This is a genomic window from Nocardioides sp. FY1077, from assembly GCF_058681775.1.
In genome coordinates this window covers 1,157,303-1,174,255 of sequence record NZ_JBZWDB010000003.1, presented here as the reverse complement: position 1 = coordinate 1,174,255, position 16,953 = coordinate 1,157,303, and the positions used below count along the sequence as shown (strand labels likewise).

Genomic DNA, 16,953 nt, shown 5'->3' with positions numbered 1-16,953 from the left:
GGGGGGGGGGGGGGGGGGGGGGGGGGGGGGGGGGGTGGGGGGGGGGGGGGGGCCCCCCCCCCCCCCGCGACCGTCAGCGGGTCAGGCCTCGCACTCGTCCATGGCCGGCGGCTCGGGGGTCTCCACCCCGGACTGGCCGAGGGTGGCCTCGAAGGCCTCGCCCCAGGTGCCGTCCTCCTGCGCCTCGGTGAGGGTGTCGGTGATCCACTGGCACATCTCGGGGGCGTCCTTGCTGTAGCCCACGCCGTAGCGCTCCTCGGAGAAGGGCTCGACGACGACCTTGAGGTCGTCGGGGGCCTCGGCGGCGTACCCGAGCAGGATCGCGCCGTCGGTGGTCATCGCGTCGACGGTGCCGTTGGCGACCTGGTCGACGCACTCGGAGTAGGTGTCGAAGCCGCGCGGCTGGGCGCCCTCGGCCTCGATGTTCTCCAGCGAGGTGGAGCCGGTGACCGAGCAGACCTCGGTGCCCTCCACGTCGTCGATGCTGTCGATGTCGCTGTCGGAGCGCACCAGCAGCTGCTGGCCGGTCACGTAGTAGGGGCCGGCCTGGCCCACGACCGCGCGGCGCTCGTCGGTGATGGAGTAGGAGGCGATCACCAGGTCGACCTCGCCGGCCTCGAGGAAGGGCTCGCGGTTGTCGGAGATGGTCTCCTTCCACGTGATGTCCTCGGCGGCGATGCCGAGGTCGGCGGCCAGGATCTTGCCGATCTCGGGGTCGAAGCCGACCGGCGAGTCGTCGGTGGCGCCCTTGAAGCCGATGCCCGGCTGGTCGTACTTGACGCCGATGACGACCTCGCCGTCCTCGGCGAGCTCCTTCATGCGGGTGCCGTCCTCGAACTCGTCGGCGGCGTTCTCGGCCACGTCGACGTCGGTCGAGGCGGCGTCGTCGCTGCCGGCGTCGCCGCAGGCGGCGAGGCTCCCGGTGAGCACGAGGGCCGCGGCCGCCGTGGTGATCCTGGTCAGACGCATCGTGGGTCTCCTTGGTGGGGTGGGGGGCTTCAGTGCTTGAGGATCTTGCCGAGGAAGTCCTGGGCGCGGGGGGTGCGGGGGTTGGTGAAGAACTCCTCCGGGGTGCCCTCCTCCACGATGGCGCCGTCGGACATGAACACGACCCGGTCGGCGGCGGTGCGGGCGAAGCCCATCTCGTGGGTGACCACGACCATCGTCATCCCGCGCCGCGCGAGGTCGACCATCACGTCGAGGACCTCCTTGATCATCTCCGGGTCCAGCGCCGAGGTGGGCTCGTCGAAGAGCATCACCTGGGGCTCCATCGCCAGCGCGCGGGCGATCGCGACCCGCTGCTGCTGGCCGCCGGAGAGCTGCGCGGGGTACTTGTCGGCCTGGTGGCCCACCCCCACGCGGTCGAGCAGCTCGCGCGCGAGCCGGTCGGCGTCCGCCTGCTTCATCTTGCGGACCTTCACCGGCCCGAGCGTGACGTTCTGCAGGATCGTCTTGTGGGCGAAGAGGTTGAAGCTCTGGAACACCATGCCGACCTCGGCGCGCAGGGCGGCGAGCGCCTTGCCCTCCTCCGGCAGCGGACGGCCGTCGAGGGTGATGGTGCCCTGGTCGATGGTCTCCAGCCGGTTGATCGTGCGGCACAGCGTCGACTTGCCCGACCCCGACGGCCCGATCACCACGACCACCTCCCCGCGGTGCACGGTGAGGTCGATGCCCTGCAGCACGTGCAGCGGGCCGAACCACTTGTCGACGCCGTCGAGCACGACGAGCGGCTCGCCCTGCGCGGATGGCGTCGGTGCCTGCTCCTGGACGGTCATGGCTGCGGAGACTACTCACATCCGCGCCCCCCGGACCATCGCTGCGCCGCCCCGTCGCGGGGTCGTCACCGACATGTGACCTGGCGCCGCGGTGACGGCGGCCCGCGGGTTCTGCCGGGCCGCTGCCCGCGCCGTACCCTGGGCGGGTCATGAGCAGCACTGTCGCGCACCCGCCCCGCACCTACGAGGTCCGCACCTACGGGTGCCAGATGAACGTCCACGACTCCGAGCGCCTCACCGGGCTGCTGGAGGGCGCGGGCTACGCCGCCGCGCCGCGCGGCGAGCAGGCCGACGTCGTGGTGCTCAACACCTGCGCGGTGCGGGAGAACGCCGACAACAAGCTGTACGGCAACCTCGGCCACCTCGCCTCGGTGAAGGCCGCCCGCCCGGGCATGCAGATCGCCGTCGGCGGGTGCCTGGCGCAGAAGGACCGCACGACGATCACCGACCGGGCGCCGTACGTCGACGTCGTGTTCGGCACCCACAACATCGGGGCGCTGCCGGTCCTGCTGGAGCGCGCGCGCGTGGCGGAGGAGGCGCAGGTCGAGATCCTGGAGTCGCTCGACGTCTTCCCCTCGACCCTGCCCACCAAGCGCGACTCCGCCTACGCGGCGTGGGTGTCGGTGTCGGTGGGCTGCAACAACACCTGCACGTTCTGCATCGTGCCGGCGCTGCGCGGCAAGGAGAAGGACCGTCGTCCCGGCGACGTGCTCGCCGAGATCAGGGCCCTGGTCGACGAGGGCGTCAGCGAGGTCACCCTGCTCGGGCAGAACGTCAACGCCTACGGCGTGGAGTTCGGCGACCGGCAGGCCTTCTCCAAGCTGCTGCGCGCCTGCGGGACGATCGAGGGCCTGGAGCGGGTGCGGTTCACCTCGCCCCACCCCGCGGAGTTCACCGACGACGTCATCGAGGCGATGGCGCAGACCCCCAACGTGATGCCGTCGCTGCACATGCCGCTGCAGTCGGGCTCCGACAAGGTGCTGCGCGACATGCGGCGCTCCTACCGCTCCACCAAGTTCCTCGGCATCATCGACCGCGTGCGGGCGGCCATCCCCGACGCCGCGATCACCACCGACCTCATCGTGGGCTTCCCCGGCGAGACCGAGGCCGACTTCGCCGAGACCCTGCGCGTGGTGCGCGAGGCCCGGTTCGCCAGCGCCTTCACCTTCCAGTACTCCAAGCGGCCCGGCACCCCGGCCGCCACGCTGCCCGACCAGGTGCCGCCGGAGGTCGTCAAGGAGCGCTACGGCCGCCTCGCCGAGCTGGTCAGCGCGGTCGCCTGGGCCGAGGGCCGCGCCGTCGTGGGGCGCACCGTCGAGCTGATGGTCGCCGAGGGCGAGGGCCGCAAGGACGTCGAGACGCAGCGGCTCTCGGGTCGCGCCCCCGACAACCGGCTGGTCCACTTCGCCACCCCCGGCCCCGAGCACGGCGTCGTGCGGCCCGGCGACATGGTCACCGCCGAGGTCACCTACGCCGCACCCCACCACCTCGTCGCCGACCATGTCGTCGGCGTGCGCCGCACCCGTTCCGGCGACGCCTGGCAGGCCCGGACGGCGGCCCCCGCCGCGCCGCTCGGCGTGGGCCTCGGCATGCCGGGCGTCGGCGTCCCCGCCCCGCTGCCCGCCGCCCCCGCCTGCCGCTGACCCCGGCCGCGGGTCTCGACACGCTCGCCCCGCGCTCGCCGTGCGTGGACGCGCAGCGTGCGGATGGAGACCCCCGACCCGGACGTGCAGTGCCCGACCGTCGGTCCCCGCCGCGCTCGCGGCGCCCCGCAACGGCGGGCCGTACGCGCCGACGGTCGGGCCACTGCACGTCCGACTCCGCGGCTGTGGAGAGGACAGACCGTCCCGGGGTCGGGGGCGGCACGATCAGCGGGTGGCCGTCGTCGAGGTGCTGACCCGCCTGGGCGGGGTGGCCACCCGGCGTGCCCTGGTGGTGGCCACCGGTGACCGCGCGGCGGTCGATCGTGCGCTCGCCGCCGGCGACGTGGTCGCGCTGGCGCGGGGCCGCTACGCGCCGCCCGCGGTCGACGACGCGCGCGCAGCCGCCCACCGCCTCACCGGAACGGTCTCCCACCTCAGCGCGGCGCAGCTGTGGGGCTGGCCGGTGCTGCACCCGCCGTCGCGGCCGGTGGTCACGGTGCCCCGCAACCGCAAGGTGGTGCGCCCGGCCGTGGGCGACGTGCAGGTGCACTGGGCCGACGTCGGCCCCGACGACGTGCGCGACGGCGTCACCACCCCGGAGCGGACACTGCGCGACTGCCTGCGCACGCTGCCGCTGGCCGAGGGCCTGGCGGTCGCCGACTCCGCCCTGCGCGTAGGGGTGGCACCGTCCAGCCTGGCTCGGGTGGCGCGCGACGTGCGCGGGCCCGCCTCGGCGCGGGTGCGCCGGGTGGCGGCGGAGGCCACGTCCGAGTCGACCGGGCCGTTCGAGTCGGCGCTGCGGGCGGTGGCGATCGACGTACCGGGGCTGGCCGTCCGGGCGCAGGTGTCGATCCGTGACCCGACGTTCCTCGGCCGCCCCGACCTCGTCGACGCCCGCCGCTACAACGCGCTGAGCGTGGCGGGGTGGCTCGTGCTGCGGTTCTCCTACGAGGAGGTGGTCGGCCACCCCGACCGGGTGGCCCAGGTGCTGGCGGCCGCAGTGGCCGGGCGCTCCCGGCCACTGTGCGCCGCCTGCCTGACCGGCTGAGTCGAACGTCCAGTGCTCGGCACGCCGACCACGCGCGAGGCGAGGTGGCGCGAGGCCAGGGGCCGGCCGGGCACCGCGGGCGGCACTGCACGTCCGGCTCAGCCGACCGTGCCCGGCCGTCCCGCTCAGGCGTCGGGGCGGGGCTCGTCGCTCACGTCGGCGGGTGCCGCGTCACCCGGGGGGTCGTCCGTGCCGTCGTCCGGCAGGCCGGCGAGGCCGGTCTCGCGGGTGCCGTGGCTGCCGTGCTGACCGGGGCCGGTGGGGCCCTCGCGCTCGCTGCTCACGCCCATGCCGTACTCGGGGTCCTGGGTGGGGTCGACCTGCGGGTCGTGCCGGTCGCCGCTCATACCGGGGCGTCCTCGCCGCCCTCGGCGTCGGCGCCCTCCTCCTGGCCGCCCTCCGTGCGGGTGGCCGCGGTGCTGGTGTCCTCCAGCTCCTGGGTCTCCGCGGGGACGTCCTCGGTGGCGGGGTTGGCCGACGCAGGCAGGTCGGGCACGAGGTTGGTGTGCTCGTCCTCCTCCGGCACGTCGTGGGCGTCGACGCCGCCGGGCGGGGTCTCGCCGGGCTCGGTCTCGGGCTCGGGCTGCGGGCCGAGGTCGCCGGTGATGTCGTTGTCGTTCATGCGTGCTCCTGGTGGTGGGGCGGTCAGAACCCGTGAGGGGTGTAGGGGGTGGTGGTGCCGGCGGCGATCGCGCTGAGCACGTGCCGCTCGTGCGGCACCACCGGCTGCGGCAGGTCGCCGAGGGCGGTGAGGGGGCACCACTGCAGGCCGGCGCTCTTGTCGGGCTCCACCACGCGGGGCTCACCGGTCCAGGCGCGGGCGGTGAAGAAGAAGTCGACGCGCTCGTCGATCGGCTCCCCGCCGCGGGTGCGGTGCATGGTGGTGACGAAGTGCAGGTCGAGGTCGCCGACGTCGAGCTCCTCGCGCGCCTCGCGCCGAGCGGCGTCGTACGCCGTCTCGCCGCGCTCGACGTGGCCGGCGGCGGCCGCGGCCCAGTGCTCGTCCATGAAGCCGGTGCCGCGGCGCAGCTGCAGCAGTGCCTCGGTGCCGCGGGGGCCCTCGCGGAGCAGGTACACGTAGGCGGCCGGCACCACGACGAAGCGGTCCGGCGGCCGGGGCGGGAGGGGGTGGCTCACTGGGAGGGCTGGTGCTCCTCGGAGGCCTCGGCGTTCTCCTCCTGCAGGTGCTCGGCGGCCTCGTCGGGCTCGGCGCCGTCGGTCAGCTCGCTGGCGTGCTCGCCGGGGGGCGGCTCGGTGAGGTCGTAGGCGTCGTTGCGCTCCTCGGGGACCGGCTGGCTCATCGCGGGCCGCCCGTCGGGCCGGTGGGGCCGGTCGAGCCGGGACCGCGGCCGTCGCCGCCGTCGAGCTTGGTCAGGCCGTCCTTGGCCTTCGCCACGCTCTTGGCGATCTTGTCGCTGTGCTTGCCACCGGTGCGCTTGTCGGCCGCCGCGGCGGCCTTGTCGATCCCGCCGTGGATCTTGTCGCCGTGCTTGTCGACGGCGTCGCCGACCTGTCGCCTGACCTTGTCGAGCTTGGCCTTGTCGAGAAAGCCCATCGTCGCCTCCTGGTCGGGGGCCACCGCTGCCGGCGGCTCGTGCCCGCCACACTAACGACATGACGATCGAGCCAGGGACGCCCGAGGGGGTGGAGGGTGCGCCGCTGGTGGCCGTCGTCGGCGCCACCGCCTCCGGCAAGACCGGGCTCTCCCTCGACCTCGCCGAGGCGCTGGGCGGCGAGGTGGTCAACACCGACGCCATGCAGCTCTACGTCGGCATGGACGTCGGCACCGCCAAGGTGCCGCTCGCGGAGCGCCGCGGCGTGCCCCACCACCTCCTCGACCGGCTCACGGTGCGCGAGGCGGCGTCGGTGGCGCACTTCCAGGGGTGGGCGCGCGAGGTGGTCGCCGACCTGCGGGGGCGGGGGGCCACCCCGGTGCTGGTGGGCGGCTCGGCGCTCTACACGCGGGCGGTCCTCGACCACTTCGAGTTCCCCGGCACCGACGACGCCGTGCGGGCCCGCCTCGAGGCCGAGCTCGACCGGGTCGGCCCGGCCGCCCTGCACGCCCGGCTCGCCGCGGTCGACCCCGAGGCCGCGCGGCGGATCATCGTGGAGAACGGGCGGCGCACCGTGCGGGCGCTCGAGGTGGTCGAGCTCACCGGGCGGCCCTACACCGCGTCGCTGCCGCGCCTGGAGTACCGCGACCCCGCGACCGTGCAGGTGGGCGTCGACATCGACCGGCCCACCCTCGACGCCCGCATCGCCGCGCGCGTGGAGCAGATGTTCGCCGACGGGCTGGTCGAGGAGGTGGAGCGGCTGCTCGACGTGGGCCTGGCCGAGGGGTTCACCGCCCGCAAGGCCATCGGCTACCGCGAGGTCACCGCCCACCTCGCCGGCGAGCTGTCCCTCGACGAGGCGCGGGAGCGCACGACCGCGGCCACCCGACGCTTCGCCCGGCGCCAGGACGGCTGGTTCCGCAAGGACCCCCGCGTGGTGTGGGTGGCCCACGACGACCCCGACCGGCTCGAGGTGGCGCTGGGGGCTGTCCGCGCCGTCGCGGCAGGAGCAGGATCGGCGTCATGACGCGCACCACCTACTACACCGCCACCACCCTCGACGGCTTCCTGGCCGACGAGCACGACTCCCTCGACTGGCTGCTGCGCCAGGACGTCGACGAGGACGGGCCGATGGGCCTGCGCCCCTTCATGGCCGCGGTCGGCGCCGTGGTCATGGGTGCCACCACCTACGGGTGGATCCTCGACCACCAGGCCTCCGCCGGCGAGGCCTGGCCCTACGACGTGCCGTGCTGGGTGTTCACCCACCGCCAGGCCGGCGACGACCCGTTCCCCGCGCCGCAGGGCGACGTGCGGTTCGTGGCCGGGGCCGTCGTCGACGTGTGGCCGGACGTCGCCGCCGCTGCGGGGGAGCGCGAGGTCTGGGTGGTCGGCGGCGGCGGGCTCGCCGGGCAGGTCGCGCTGGCGGGCCTCCTCGACCGCGTGGTCGTGTCGATCGCGCCGGTCACCCTGGGCGCCGGCAAGCCGCTGCTGCCGGTCGGCCTCGACCTGCGACTGGTCGACGTCGCCCGCAACCGCGCCTTCGCGTGCGCGACGTACGACGTGGTGGGCCCGCTGGCCTGAGCGCCGCCGGCCCGGACGTCGGGACCGTGGTGGCTGTCGGCGCCCTGGGGCAGGATGGGTGACCCGCAGCACACCGCACCGACCTCTCGGAGCCACCATGCGTCGTCACCGTCTGCTCGCCACCCTGGCCGCCCTGTCCTGCGCGGCGGCCACCGCGCCCGTGCTCACCGCGCCCCTGTCGACCGCCGCGGTCGTCGACCGGGAGGCCCCGCCGAAGCAGGCCACGGCCGTCGGCGTGGGGGGTGGCGTCACCTCCGTCGACCCCGACGCCACCCGCATCGGTCTCGGCGTGCTCCGCCGCGGGGGCAACGCCGTCGACGCCGCCGTGGCGACCGCCGCGGCCCTGGGCGTCACCGAGCCCTACAGCGCCGGCATCGGGGGCGGGGGCTACTTCGTGCACCTCGACGGGCGCACCGGGAAGGTGTCGACGATCGACGGTCGCGAGACCGCCCCGCTGTCGGTCCCGCGCGACGCGTTCCTCGACCCCGAGACCGGCGAGCCCTACCGGTTCACCCCCGAGCTGGTCACCAGCGGCGTCTCCGTCGGCACCCCCGGCACCCCCGCCACCTGGCAGCGCGCCCTCGACCGGTGGGGCAGCATCGGCCTCGACCGGGCGCTGGCGCCCGCGGCGCGGCTGGCCCGCAACGGGTTCGTGGTCGACGAGACGTTCGCCGGCCAGACCGACGACAACGCCGAGCGCTTCGCTGCGATCCGGCCCACCGCGCGGCTGTTCCTGCCCGGCGGGGCGGCGCCCGAGGTGGGCTCGGTGTTCCGCAACCCGGCGCTGGCCCGCACCTACGACCTGCTGCGCGAGCGCGGCCTGCGCCCGTTCTACCGCGGCGGGCTGGGTCGCGACGTCGTGGCCGCGACCCGCCGGCCGCCCGTCGTCCCCGGCACCGACCTGCCCGTGCCGCCCGGTCACCTGCAGATGCGCGACCTGCGCGCCTACCGCGCCCTCGACCGCGCGCCCACCCGGGTGACCTACCGCGGCCTCGACGTGTACGGCATGGCCGGCTCCTCCAGCGGCGGCACCACCGTGGGCGAGGCCCTCCAGGTGCTCGAGCAGGTGCCGCTCGGCGACCTCGACACCACCTCGGTGCTCCACCACTACCTCGAGGCCAGCGCGCTGGCCTTCGCCGACCGCGCCGCCTACCTCGGCGACCCCGACTTCGTCGACGTGCCGCGGCGCCGGCTGCTGTCGGAGGCCTTCGCCCGCACCCGCGCCTGCCTCGTCGACCCCGACCAGGCGGCCGCCACCCCGGTCGCTGCCGGCGACCTCGACGCCACCGCCGACGACTGCCCCGCCCCGGTCGGGGACGCCCGGGTCGCGGAGGACCACGAGAACGTCGAGACCACCCACCTCACGGTCGCCGACCGCTGGGGCTCCGTGGTCTCCTACACCCTCACCATCGAGCAGACCGGCGGCTCGGGCATCGTCGTGCCGCAGCGCGGGTTCCTGCTCAACAACGAGCTCACCGACTTCAGCCTCGAGTTCGACCGCGACGACCCCAACCGGCTCCAGCCCGGCAAGCGCCCGCGCAGCTCGATGGCCCCCACCGTCCTCACCCGCGACGGCGAGCCCGTGCTGGCCCTCGGCTCCCCGGGCGGCTCCACCATCATCACCACCGTCCTGCAGGCGATCGTCGGCTACGTCGACCGCGACCTGCCGATCACCGCGGTGATGACCGACCCCCGCGGCTCGCAGCGCAACACCGCGGCGGTCACCGCCGAGCCCGCCTTCATCGACACCTACGGCCCGGGGCTGGAGGCCCGCGGCCACGAGCTGGTGCCGGCCGGCGACGCCTTCACCTCGCAGGCCGAGATCGGTGCGCTCACCGCCATCGAGCTCGGGCCCGGCCGGCGCCTCACCGTCGTGGCCGAGCCGCAGCGACGCGGCGGCGGCGACGCCCGTGTGGTGGAGCCTGCGCCCTGAGCCCGGCAGTGGCCGACGGCGTACCGTGGGGGACGTGAGCACCCCGTCCGCACCCGCCGCGTCGACCGTGGCGGACGACTCGGTGCGGTCGGGCTGGCCGGAGGTGACGTCGGTGGCCGAGCTGGTCGACCTGCTCGGCGAGCCGCAGCCGCGGGCCCGTGACAAGGGGCGCACGGCGCTGCTCGACGTCGACCGCGACTGGCTGGCCGCCGCGCCGTTCTGCGTGATGGCGACCGCCGACGCCGACGGGCGCTGCGACGCCTCGCCCAAGGGCGACCCCGCCGGCTCGCTCGTGCACGTCGTCGACGCCACCACGATCGCGCTGGCCGAGCGGCCGGGGAACCGCCGCGCCGACGGCTACCGCAACATCCTGGTCAACCCCCACGTCGGGCTCCACTTCCTGATCCCGGGGCGTGGCGACACGCTGCGGGTCAACGGCCGGGCGCGGCTGGTCAGCGACGCGCCGTTCTTCGACGCGATGCGGGTGCGGGGCCACCGGCCCGTGCTGGCCGTGGTCGTCGACGTGGAGGAGGTCTTCTTCCACTGCGCGAAGGCGTTCCTGCGCTCGGGGCTGTGGCAGCCCGAGACCTGGGACCCCACCGGGCTGGTGCCGCGCCGCGCCGTGATCGCCCACGAGGTGGAGGCCGCCGAGGCCAGCATCGAGGAGCTCGACGCCTACTACGGGCCGTCGTACGAGGCGGGCCTCTATGGCTGAGGCCTACCCCTTCCTGAAGGGCCACGGCACGCAGAACGACTTCGTGCTCCTGCCCGACCACGACGGGACCCGTCACGGCGCGCTCGACGCGGCCCGGGTGCGCGCGCTGTGCGACCGGCGCGCCGGCATCGGCGCCGACGGCGTGCTGCGGGTCGTGCGCACCACCGCGCTGGCCGAGGCGGGAGCCCTGGACGGGGTGCCCGGGCCGAGCGGCCAGGACGCCCCGGAGTGGTTCATGGACTACCGCAACGCCGACGGCTCGGTCTCGGAGATGTGCGGCAACGGCATCCGGGTCTTCGCCCGCCACCTCGTCGAGGAGGGCCTGGCGTCGGCGTCGGCGCCGGTGCCGGTCGCCACCCGCGACGGCGTCAAGACCGTGACCCTCGACGGCGACCAGGTCACCGTCGACATGGGCCGGCCCCGGGTCCTCGGCGACACCGAGGTCGGCGTGGGCGGGCGCCGGTGGGACGCGCGGCACGTCGACATGGGCAACCCCCACGCGGTCGCGTTCCTCGACGCCGGCGACGACCTCGACCCCGCCGGGCCCGTGGGTCCGCTGCGCGAGGCGCCGAGCCACGACCCGTCGGTCTACCCGAACGGCGTCAACGTGGAGTTCGTGGTGCGCCGCGGTGCGGGCCACGTCGCGATGCGGGTGCACGAGCGCGGCTCGGGCGAGACCCGCTCCTGCGGCACCGGTGCCTGCGCGGTGGCGGTGGCCGCGGCCGTCGCCGACGGGCTGGGGCCGGGCGGGGCGACGTACCGCGTCGACCTGCCGGGCGGCACGCTCACCATCGCCTGGACCGCCGACGACCGGGTGCTGATGACCGGTCCGGCGGTGCTCGTCGCCCGCGGCACCACGGCCCTCTGAGCAGCTAAGGCGGGCCGATAGCGGGCCCGGGGCGGGCCTGAGCGGGGGGAGTACCCGCCGCTGGTCGCTGGTACTGGCCTTCCCTATGCTCGGCGCCATGGACATCACCGGAGCCAGTGCCATCGTCACCGGAGGCGCGTCGGGCATCGGCGCCGCCGCCGCCCGCCTCCTCGCTGCGAAGGGCGCGGTCGTCGTGGTCGCCGACCTGCAGCGCGAGAAGGGCGAGGCCCTCGCCGAGGAGATCGGCGGCGTCTTCGCGCAGGTCGACGTGACCGACACCGAGCAGGTCAAGGCCGCGGTGACCGCGGCCGCCGAGATCGCGCCGCTGCGTGCGGTGGTCAACTCCGCCGGCATCGGCTGGGCCCAGCGCACCATCGGCCGCGACGGGGAGTACGACTCCGCCCACGACCTCGCGGCCTACACCCGCGTCATCGCGATCAACCTGATCGGCACCTTCGACGTCACCCGCATCGCCGCCACCGCGATGAGCCGCAACGAGCCCGACGCCGACGGCTGCCGCGGCGCGATCGCCAACCTCACCAGCGTCGCGGCCTTCGACGGCCAGATCGGGCAGGCGGCGTACTCGTCGTCGAAGGGCGGCGTGGTGGGCATGACGCTGCCGGTCGCCCGCGACCTCTCGGCCTCCGGGATCCGGCTGAACACCGTGGCGCCCGGCTTGGTCGACACCCCCATCTACGGCGAGGGCGACGACGCCGAGGCGTTCAAGGCCAAGCTCGGCGAGAGCGTGCTGTTCCCGCGCCGGCTCGGCCGGCCCGACGAGCTGGCCAGCATGGTGGTGGAGACGATCACCAACTCCTACATGAACGCCGAGGTCATCCGCGTCGACGGCGGCATCCGGATGCCTCCGAAGTGACCGACCGGCCCGGCTTGCCCGGGTCCGGAAGACTGACGGGGTGGACGCCGAGCCCCGCCTGATCGAGACGACGAGCCCCCGCGACCCCGAGGGCGTCGTGGTGGTGCTGCACGGCGGCGCCAACCGACGGGGCGACGCGCGGGTCAGCCCGACGCAGCTGTCGGTGCTGCGGATGGTCCCGACCGCCCGCCGGGTCGCCCGCGAGGGCCGGCGTCGGCTGGTCGTGGCACGGCTGCTGAACAGCCACCGCGGGTGGGCCACCGAGCACACGCCGCTCGACGACCTCGGCTGGGCGCTGGCGCAGGTGCGCGAGCGGTACGGCGACCTGCCCGTCGGCCTCGTCGGCCACTCGCTCGGCGGGCGCGCCGCGCTGCTCGGCGCCGCCCAGGACGGCGTCACCTCCGTGGTGGCCCTGAACCCGTGGGTCTACCCCTCCGACGGGGTGCCGCTGCCCGGGCGTCGCGTGCTGGTCGTGCACGGCCAGGCCGACCGCATCGCCAGCCCGGCGCACTCCGAGGCCGTGGCCCGGCGCATCGCCGCCTCGACCGCGGTCGGCTACATCCGGGTGCCTGAGGGCAAGCACGCGATGCTGGCCCACGGCGGCGACTTCGACGGCTACGCCGCCCAGTTCACCGCCGCTGCGCTGCTCGGCGACGACGCCGCCCGCCTCGACCCGCCCGTCGCCGCCGTCCTCGCCGGCGAGTCCTGGGTCACCGCCTGACCCCTCGCGCCCGGCCACGCGCGGCGAGGGGGCGGACGTCATACCGATGGTGGAGTCGCATCCACGCTTCGTATGACGTCCGTCCCCTCGGGTCGACCGCTGCGGGGGCCCGGTGCTGGACGTCATACGAATGGTGGAGTCGCCTCCACGTTGCGTATGACGTCTGCCCCCTTGGGTCGACCGCTGCGGGGGCCCGGTGCTGGACGTCATACGAATGGTGGAGTCGCATCCACGTTGCGTATGACGTCCGCCCCCTCGGGTCGACCGCTGCGGGGCCCCGGTGCCGGACGTCGTACGAACGGTGCAGTCGCATCCACGGTTCGTATGACGCTCCACCCGGCCCACCCGCAGCAGGAGGGGAGGTCAGCCGGCGGCGAGGGTGAGGTCGAGGTCGGTGGCGTCGAGCACCAGGTCGGCGCGCACGGAGGCGGCCTCGACGAGCCGGGCGTTGGGCTCGTCGACGCGGTCGACCCAGACCCGCGCGGCGGCGGGGCTCTTGCCGTGCGCGACGTGCCGCGCGAGCAGGCGCTCGCGGCGCAGCGCGTCGTCGACCCGCACGTGCCACACCACGTCGAGCCGGGCCCGCACCTCGCGCCACCCGGCGGGACCGGCTGCGGGACCGGCCGCGGGACCGGCCCCGGGACCGGCCGCGGGACCGGCCCCGGGACCGGCCGCGGAGCCGGGCCCGTCGTCCAGCAGCAGGTAGTTGCCCTCGGTGACCACGAGGCCGGCGGAGCCGGGCACGGGCAGGGCGCCGGCCAGCGGCTGCTCCAGGGTGCGTTCGAACGCCGGCGCCATCACCAGCGGCTCGCGGCGTCGCACCCGGTCGAGGAGGGCGGCGTACCCGGCGGCGTCGAAGGTCTCGGGCGCGCCCTTGCGGTCCAGCAGGCCGCGGCGCACGAGCTCGACGTCGGCGAGGTGGAAGCCGTCCATCGGCACCACCACGGCACCCGCCCGGGCGGCGACCAACGCGGCGAGGGTCGACTTCCCGGCGCCGGGGGAGCCGGTCAGCCCGAGCAGCCGTCCGCCGTCGCGGCGGAGCCCGGCCACCAGGTCGGCGAGCAGGTCGACGAGCTCGGAGCCGTCGGCGGAGAGGCGCACCCGCGCATCGTGCCGCACCCGTCGAGGGCATGGCTGGACCCGTCGGGGGGATGAAAGGCGCTCGCCCCGTTGTTCTGGTGGTCCTACTCTGGAGGTATATGACCCACGCACAGGACTTCACCCTCGACGCCGAGCTCGCCGCCACCGACGGCTGGGACGACGCCACCGACCACGTCGAGCCGCGCGGCGACATCGGCACCGACCCGGAGGTCGGCGACGCTGACGGCGCCGACGACGACTTCGAGTCCGGCTACGCCGACGCAGGCGACGCGGCCGACACCGCCGACGGTGCCGACCTCGGCGAGGACCCCGAGGAGACCGGCGACCCCACCACGGGCGCCATGGACCTCGCCGAGCGCCACCAGCTGCGTCGCGTGGCGAGCCTGCGCACCGAGCTCGAGGACGTCACCGAGGTCGAGTACCGCCAGCTGCGGCTGGAGCGCGTGGTGCTCGTCGGCGTGTGGACCGACGGGTCGGTGCAGGACGCCGAGAACTCGATGGCCGAGCTGGCCCTGCTCGCCGAGACCGCCGGCTCCGAGGTGCTCGACGCGATCTACCAGCGCCGTCAGTCGCCCGACCCGGCGACGTACGTCGGGCGCGGCAAGGTGGAGGGGCTGCGCGAGATCGTCGCGGCCACCGGCGCCGACACCGTGATCTGCGACGGTGAGCTGGCCCCCAGCCAGCTGAGGAACCTCGAGGACCGGCTGAAGGTCAAGGTCGTCGACCGCACCGCGCTGATCCTCGACATCTTCGCCCAGCACGCGAAGTCGAAGGAGGGCCAGGCGCAGACCGAGCTGGCCCAGCTCAACTACATGAAGCAGCGCCTGCGCGGCTGGGGTGGCAACCTGTCGCGCCAGGCCGGTGGACGGGTGGCGGCAGGTGCCGGCATCGGTGGTCGTGGTCCCGGTGAGACCAAGATCGAGACCGACCGTCGGCGCATCAACACCAAGATCGCCAAGCTGCGCCGCGAGCTCAAGGAGATGAAGGGCACCCGCGACACCAAGCGGGCCGACCGCAAGCGCCACCAGATCCCGGCGGTCGCGATCGCGGGCTACACCAACGCCGGCAAGTCGTCGCTGCTCAACCGGCTCACCAGTGCCGGGGTGCTGGTGGAGGACTCGCTGTTCGCCACCCTCGACCCCACGACCCGGCGCACCACCACCTCCGACGGCCGGGTCTACACGATGAGCGACACGGTGGGCTTCGTGCGCCACCTGCCCCACCAGCTCGTCGAGTCCTTCCGCTCGACGCTGGAGGAGGTCGCGGACGCCGACCTGCTGCTGCACGTCGTCGACGGCTCCCACCCCGACCCCGAGGGCCAGCTGGCCGCGGTGCGCGGGGTGCTCGCCGAGATCGACGCTGGCGACGTCCCGGAGCTCGTGGTCATCAACAAGGCCGACGCCGCCGACCCGATGGCGATCGCCCGGCTGCGGGCCCGCGAGCCCCACTCCGTGGTGGTCTCCGCGCGCACCGGCGAGGGCATCGCCGAGGCGCTCGCGGTGATCGAGTCGGAGCTGCCCCACCCGGCGGTGCCGTTCACCGCGCTGCTGCCCTACGACCGGGGCGACCTGGTCAACCGGATCCACCAGGAGGGCGAGATCGACGGCATCGAGCACACCGCCGACGGCTCGCTGGTCAGCGGGCGCGCCACCGAGGCGCTCGCCGGTGAGCTGGCGCCGTACCTGGTGACCAGCAGCGTCTCCTGACGCCACCCTGACCCGGCGTCGACGACCCGGCCCCGCCACGTGCGGTGCCGGGTCGTCGCGCGTGCGGGCCCACGGGCGAGGCCCGGGCGCTGCGTGCGAGGATCCCCGCGTGCGCCACTCGCTGGCAGGTCGGGCGGAGAGCCCCCAGCAGGCCCGGATGCTCGCGCTGCTGCGCGACGACGGGCCGCTCTCGCGCGCCGAGCTGGCCGACCGCATGCAGGTCTCGCGCACGACGGTCGCCGCGGAGGTGGCCCGGCTCGCCGAGCTCGGGCTCGCCCAGCAGGTCGGGCCCGCGCGGTCGCGCGGAGGACGCCGCTCGACCCTGGTCGACCTCGACGACGGCATCCGCTTCGTCGGTGTCTCGATCGGCGCCACGGGGATGTCGGTCGGCGTCACCGACGGCCGGCTGGCGGTGCTGGCGTCCCGGTCGCTGGTCAGCGACATCACCGCCGGCCCGGAGGAGGTGCTGGCCATCGCCCTGGCCGGGGTGCGCGAGCTGCTCGCGGAGCTCGGCGTGGAGCAGGCGGCAGGGGTCGGGGTGGGCGTGCCCGGCCCCGTCGACTTCGACCGCGGGGTGTCGGTCTCACCGCCGATCATGCCCGGCTGGGACGGCTTCCCGGTGCGCGACGTGCTCGCCCGCGAGCTCGGCTGTCCGGTGGTCCTCGACAACGACGTCAACGTGCTGGCCGCCGGCGAGGCGCACGCCGGCGTCGCCCGCAACACCCGCGACTTCCTGTACGTGAAGATCGGCACGGGCATCGGCTGCGGCATCGTGACCGGGGGCCGCCTCTACCGCGGCGTCGACGGCTGCGCCGGCGACATCGGGCACATCCGGGTCGACGACTTCGGGCCCACCTGCGCCTGCGGCAACACCGGCTGCCTCGAGGCGTTCTCCGGAGGCGCGGCGCTGGCCCGTGACGCCACCGCGGTCGCCCGGGCGGGGCGCTCGCCGGTCCTGGCCGCACTGCTGGAGGAGAAGGGCCGGCTCACCGCCGCCGACGTCGGCCTGGCGGTGGCCCAGGGTGACGCCCAGGCCGTGCAGCTCATCCGCGACAGCGGACGCCGGGTCGGCCACGTGCTCGCCACGCTCGTGTCGTTCTTCAACCCCGGCCTGATCGTCATCGGCGGTGGGGTCACCAACCTGGGGCACGCCCTGCTGGCGGAGATCCGCGGCGTGACCTACCGCCGCTCGCTGCCGCTGGCCACCGGCAGCCTGCCGATCGTGGTCAGCGAGCTCGGCGACGAGGGCGGCGTCATCGGCGCGGCCCGGTTGATCAGCGAGTCGGTGTACGCCCCGGACCGCTCCCGCACGGCCTGACGCCTGTCGGCTGGCAGCGCACCTGGGGTCCGGGCGGCCTCGCCGGGGGCTCACCGAGGGCCGGCGCACCCGAATGCGGCCAACTTTGTCCACGACTGGCGAAAGTAATGACGCCGA

General features: G+C 75.0%; 19 protein-coding genes. 11 read left to right on the top strand and 8 right to left on the bottom strand.

The window, feature by feature from the left end; genetic code table 11:
- Positions 1-81 precede the first annotated feature (81 nt).
- Positions 82-969 (bottom strand): glutamate ABC transporter substrate-binding protein, encoded by an 888-nt coding sequence (locus AC4OR8_RS15180; RefSeq protein ID WP_492166400.1) that lies wholly within the window; start codon positions 967-969, stop codon positions 82-84.
- Positions 970-998: 29 nt separating this feature from the next.
- Entirely contained in the window at positions 999-1,775 is a 777-nt protein-coding gene (locus tag AC4OR8_RS15175) for an amino acid ABC transporter ATP-binding protein (protein WP_492166399.1), read from the bottom strand.
- 149 nt (positions 1,776-1,924) lie between these two features.
- On the opposite strand from AC4OR8_RS15175, the gene miaB reads away from it, so the two are divergent.
- Both miaB and AC4OR8_RS15165 read left to right on the top strand, forming a co-directional pair.
- Entirely contained in the window at positions 1,925-3,418 is a 1,494-nt protein-coding gene (miaB, locus tag AC4OR8_RS15170) for a tRNA (N6-isopentenyl adenosine(37)-C2)-methylthiotransferase MiaB (protein WP_492166398.1), read from the top strand.
- A gap of 232 nt (positions 3,419-3,650) precedes the next feature.
- Complete coding sequence (locus AC4OR8_RS15165) at positions 3,651-4,466, top strand: hypothetical protein (protein WP_492166397.1); 816 nt, start codon at positions 3,651-3,653, stop codon at positions 4,464-4,466.
- Between the two features lie 125 nt (positions 4,467-4,591).
- Here AC4OR8_RS15165 and AC4OR8_RS15160 read toward each other — a convergent pair whose 3' ends face one another.
- Genes AC4OR8_RS15160 through AC4OR8_RS15140 form a run of 5 tightly spaced genes read right to left on the bottom strand, consistent with a single transcriptional unit; the run spans position 4,592 to position 6,021 of the window.
- Positions 4,592-4,813 carry a hypothetical protein gene (locus tag AC4OR8_RS15160; RefSeq protein ID WP_492166396.1) on the bottom strand — a complete coding sequence of 74 codons (222 nt, stop codon included), beginning with the start codon at positions 4,811-4,813 and terminating at the stop codon, positions 4,592-4,594.
- Positions 4,810-5,088, bottom strand: a complete 279-nt coding sequence (locus AC4OR8_RS15155) for a hypothetical protein (RefSeq protein WP_492166395.1) — start codon at positions 5,086-5,088, stop codon at positions 4,810-4,812. Before AC4OR8_RS15155 ends, AC4OR8_RS15160 begins: the two co-directional genes overlap by 4 nt.
- A gap of 23 nt (positions 5,089-5,111) precedes the next feature.
- Positions 5,112-5,603, bottom strand: a complete 492-nt coding sequence (locus AC4OR8_RS15150; RefSeq protein ID WP_492166394.1) for an NUDIX hydrolase — start codon at positions 5,601-5,603, stop codon at positions 5,112-5,114.
- Positions 5,600-5,767 carry a hypothetical protein gene (locus tag AC4OR8_RS15145; RefSeq protein WP_492166393.1) on the bottom strand — a complete coding sequence of 56 codons (168 nt, stop codon included), beginning with the start codon at positions 5,765-5,767 and terminating at the stop codon, positions 5,600-5,602. Before AC4OR8_RS15145 ends, AC4OR8_RS15150 begins: the two co-directional genes overlap by 4 nt.
- Positions 5,764-6,021 carry an antitoxin gene (locus AC4OR8_RS15140; protein WP_492166392.1) on the bottom strand — a complete coding sequence of 86 codons (258 nt, stop codon included), beginning with the start codon at positions 6,019-6,021 and terminating at the stop codon, positions 5,764-5,766. Before AC4OR8_RS15140 ends, AC4OR8_RS15145 begins: the two co-directional genes overlap by 4 nt.
- Positions 6,022-6,080: 59 nt before the next feature.
- On the opposite strand from AC4OR8_RS15140, the gene miaA reads away from it, so the two are divergent.
- From miaA to AC4OR8_RS15105, 7 genes are all read left to right on the top strand, one after another.
- Positions 6,081-7,046, top strand: a complete 966-nt coding sequence (miaA, locus tag AC4OR8_RS15135) for a tRNA (adenosine(37)-N6)-dimethylallyltransferase MiaA (protein ID WP_492166391.1) — start codon at positions 6,081-6,083, stop codon at positions 7,044-7,046.
- Positions 7,043-7,600 carry a dihydrofolate reductase family protein gene (locus tag AC4OR8_RS15130; RefSeq protein WP_492166390.1) on the top strand — a complete coding sequence of 186 codons (558 nt, stop codon included), beginning with the start codon at positions 7,043-7,045 and terminating at the stop codon, positions 7,598-7,600. The genes miaA and AC4OR8_RS15130 overlap by 4 nt, the downstream gene beginning before the upstream one ends.
- 97 nt (positions 7,601-7,697) lie before the next feature.
- Positions 7,698-9,533, top strand: a complete 1,836-nt coding sequence (gene ggt, locus AC4OR8_RS15125) for a gamma-glutamyltransferase (RefSeq protein WP_492166389.1) — start codon at positions 7,698-7,700, stop codon at positions 9,531-9,533.
- Between the two features lie 34 nt (positions 9,534-9,567).
- The gene (locus AC4OR8_RS15120) at positions 9,568-10,248 is read left to right on the top strand and encodes an MSMEG_1061 family FMN-dependent PPOX-type flavoprotein (RefSeq protein WP_492166388.1); all 681 of its coding nucleotides are present in this window, start codon (positions 9,568-9,570) and stop codon (positions 10,246-10,248) included.
- Entirely contained in the window at positions 10,241-11,116 is an 876-nt protein-coding gene (dapF, locus tag AC4OR8_RS15115) for a diaminopimelate epimerase (protein ID WP_492166387.1), read from the top strand. Before AC4OR8_RS15120 ends, dapF begins: the two co-directional genes overlap by 8 nt.
- Before the next feature lie 97 nt (positions 11,117-11,213).
- Positions 11,214-11,990 (top strand): SDR family NAD(P)-dependent oxidoreductase, encoded by a 777-nt coding sequence (locus AC4OR8_RS15110; RefSeq protein ID WP_492166386.1) that lies wholly within the window; start codon positions 11,214-11,216, stop codon positions 11,988-11,990.
- Between the two features lie 40 nt (positions 11,991-12,030).
- Entirely contained in the window at positions 12,031-12,711 is a 681-nt protein-coding gene (locus tag AC4OR8_RS15105) for an alpha/beta hydrolase (protein ID WP_492166385.1), read from the top strand.
- Positions 12,712-13,074: 363 nt separating this feature from the next.
- Here AC4OR8_RS15105 and AC4OR8_RS15100 read toward each other — a convergent pair whose 3' ends face one another.
- Positions 13,075-13,812: a nucleoside/nucleotide kinase family protein gene (locus AC4OR8_RS15100; protein ID WP_492166384.1), complete on the bottom strand. Its 738-nt coding sequence runs from the start codon at positions 13,810-13,812 to the stop codon at positions 13,075-13,077.
- A 98-nt stretch (positions 13,813-13,910) separates the two neighbouring features.
- On the opposite strand from AC4OR8_RS15100, the gene hflX reads away from it, so the two are divergent.
- Positions 13,911-15,518, top strand: coding sequence for a GTPase HflX (gene hflX / locus AC4OR8_RS15095; RefSeq protein ID WP_492166383.1), 1,608 nt, complete (start codon positions 13,911-13,913; stop codon positions 15,516-15,518).
- A gap of 109 nt (positions 15,519-15,627) precedes the next feature.
- A complete protein-coding gene (locus tag AC4OR8_RS15090) occupies positions 15,628-16,836 on the top strand; it encodes an ROK family transcriptional regulator (RefSeq protein WP_492166382.1) in 1,209 nt (402 codons plus the stop codon).
- Positions 16,837-16,953: the final 117 nt, after the last annotated feature.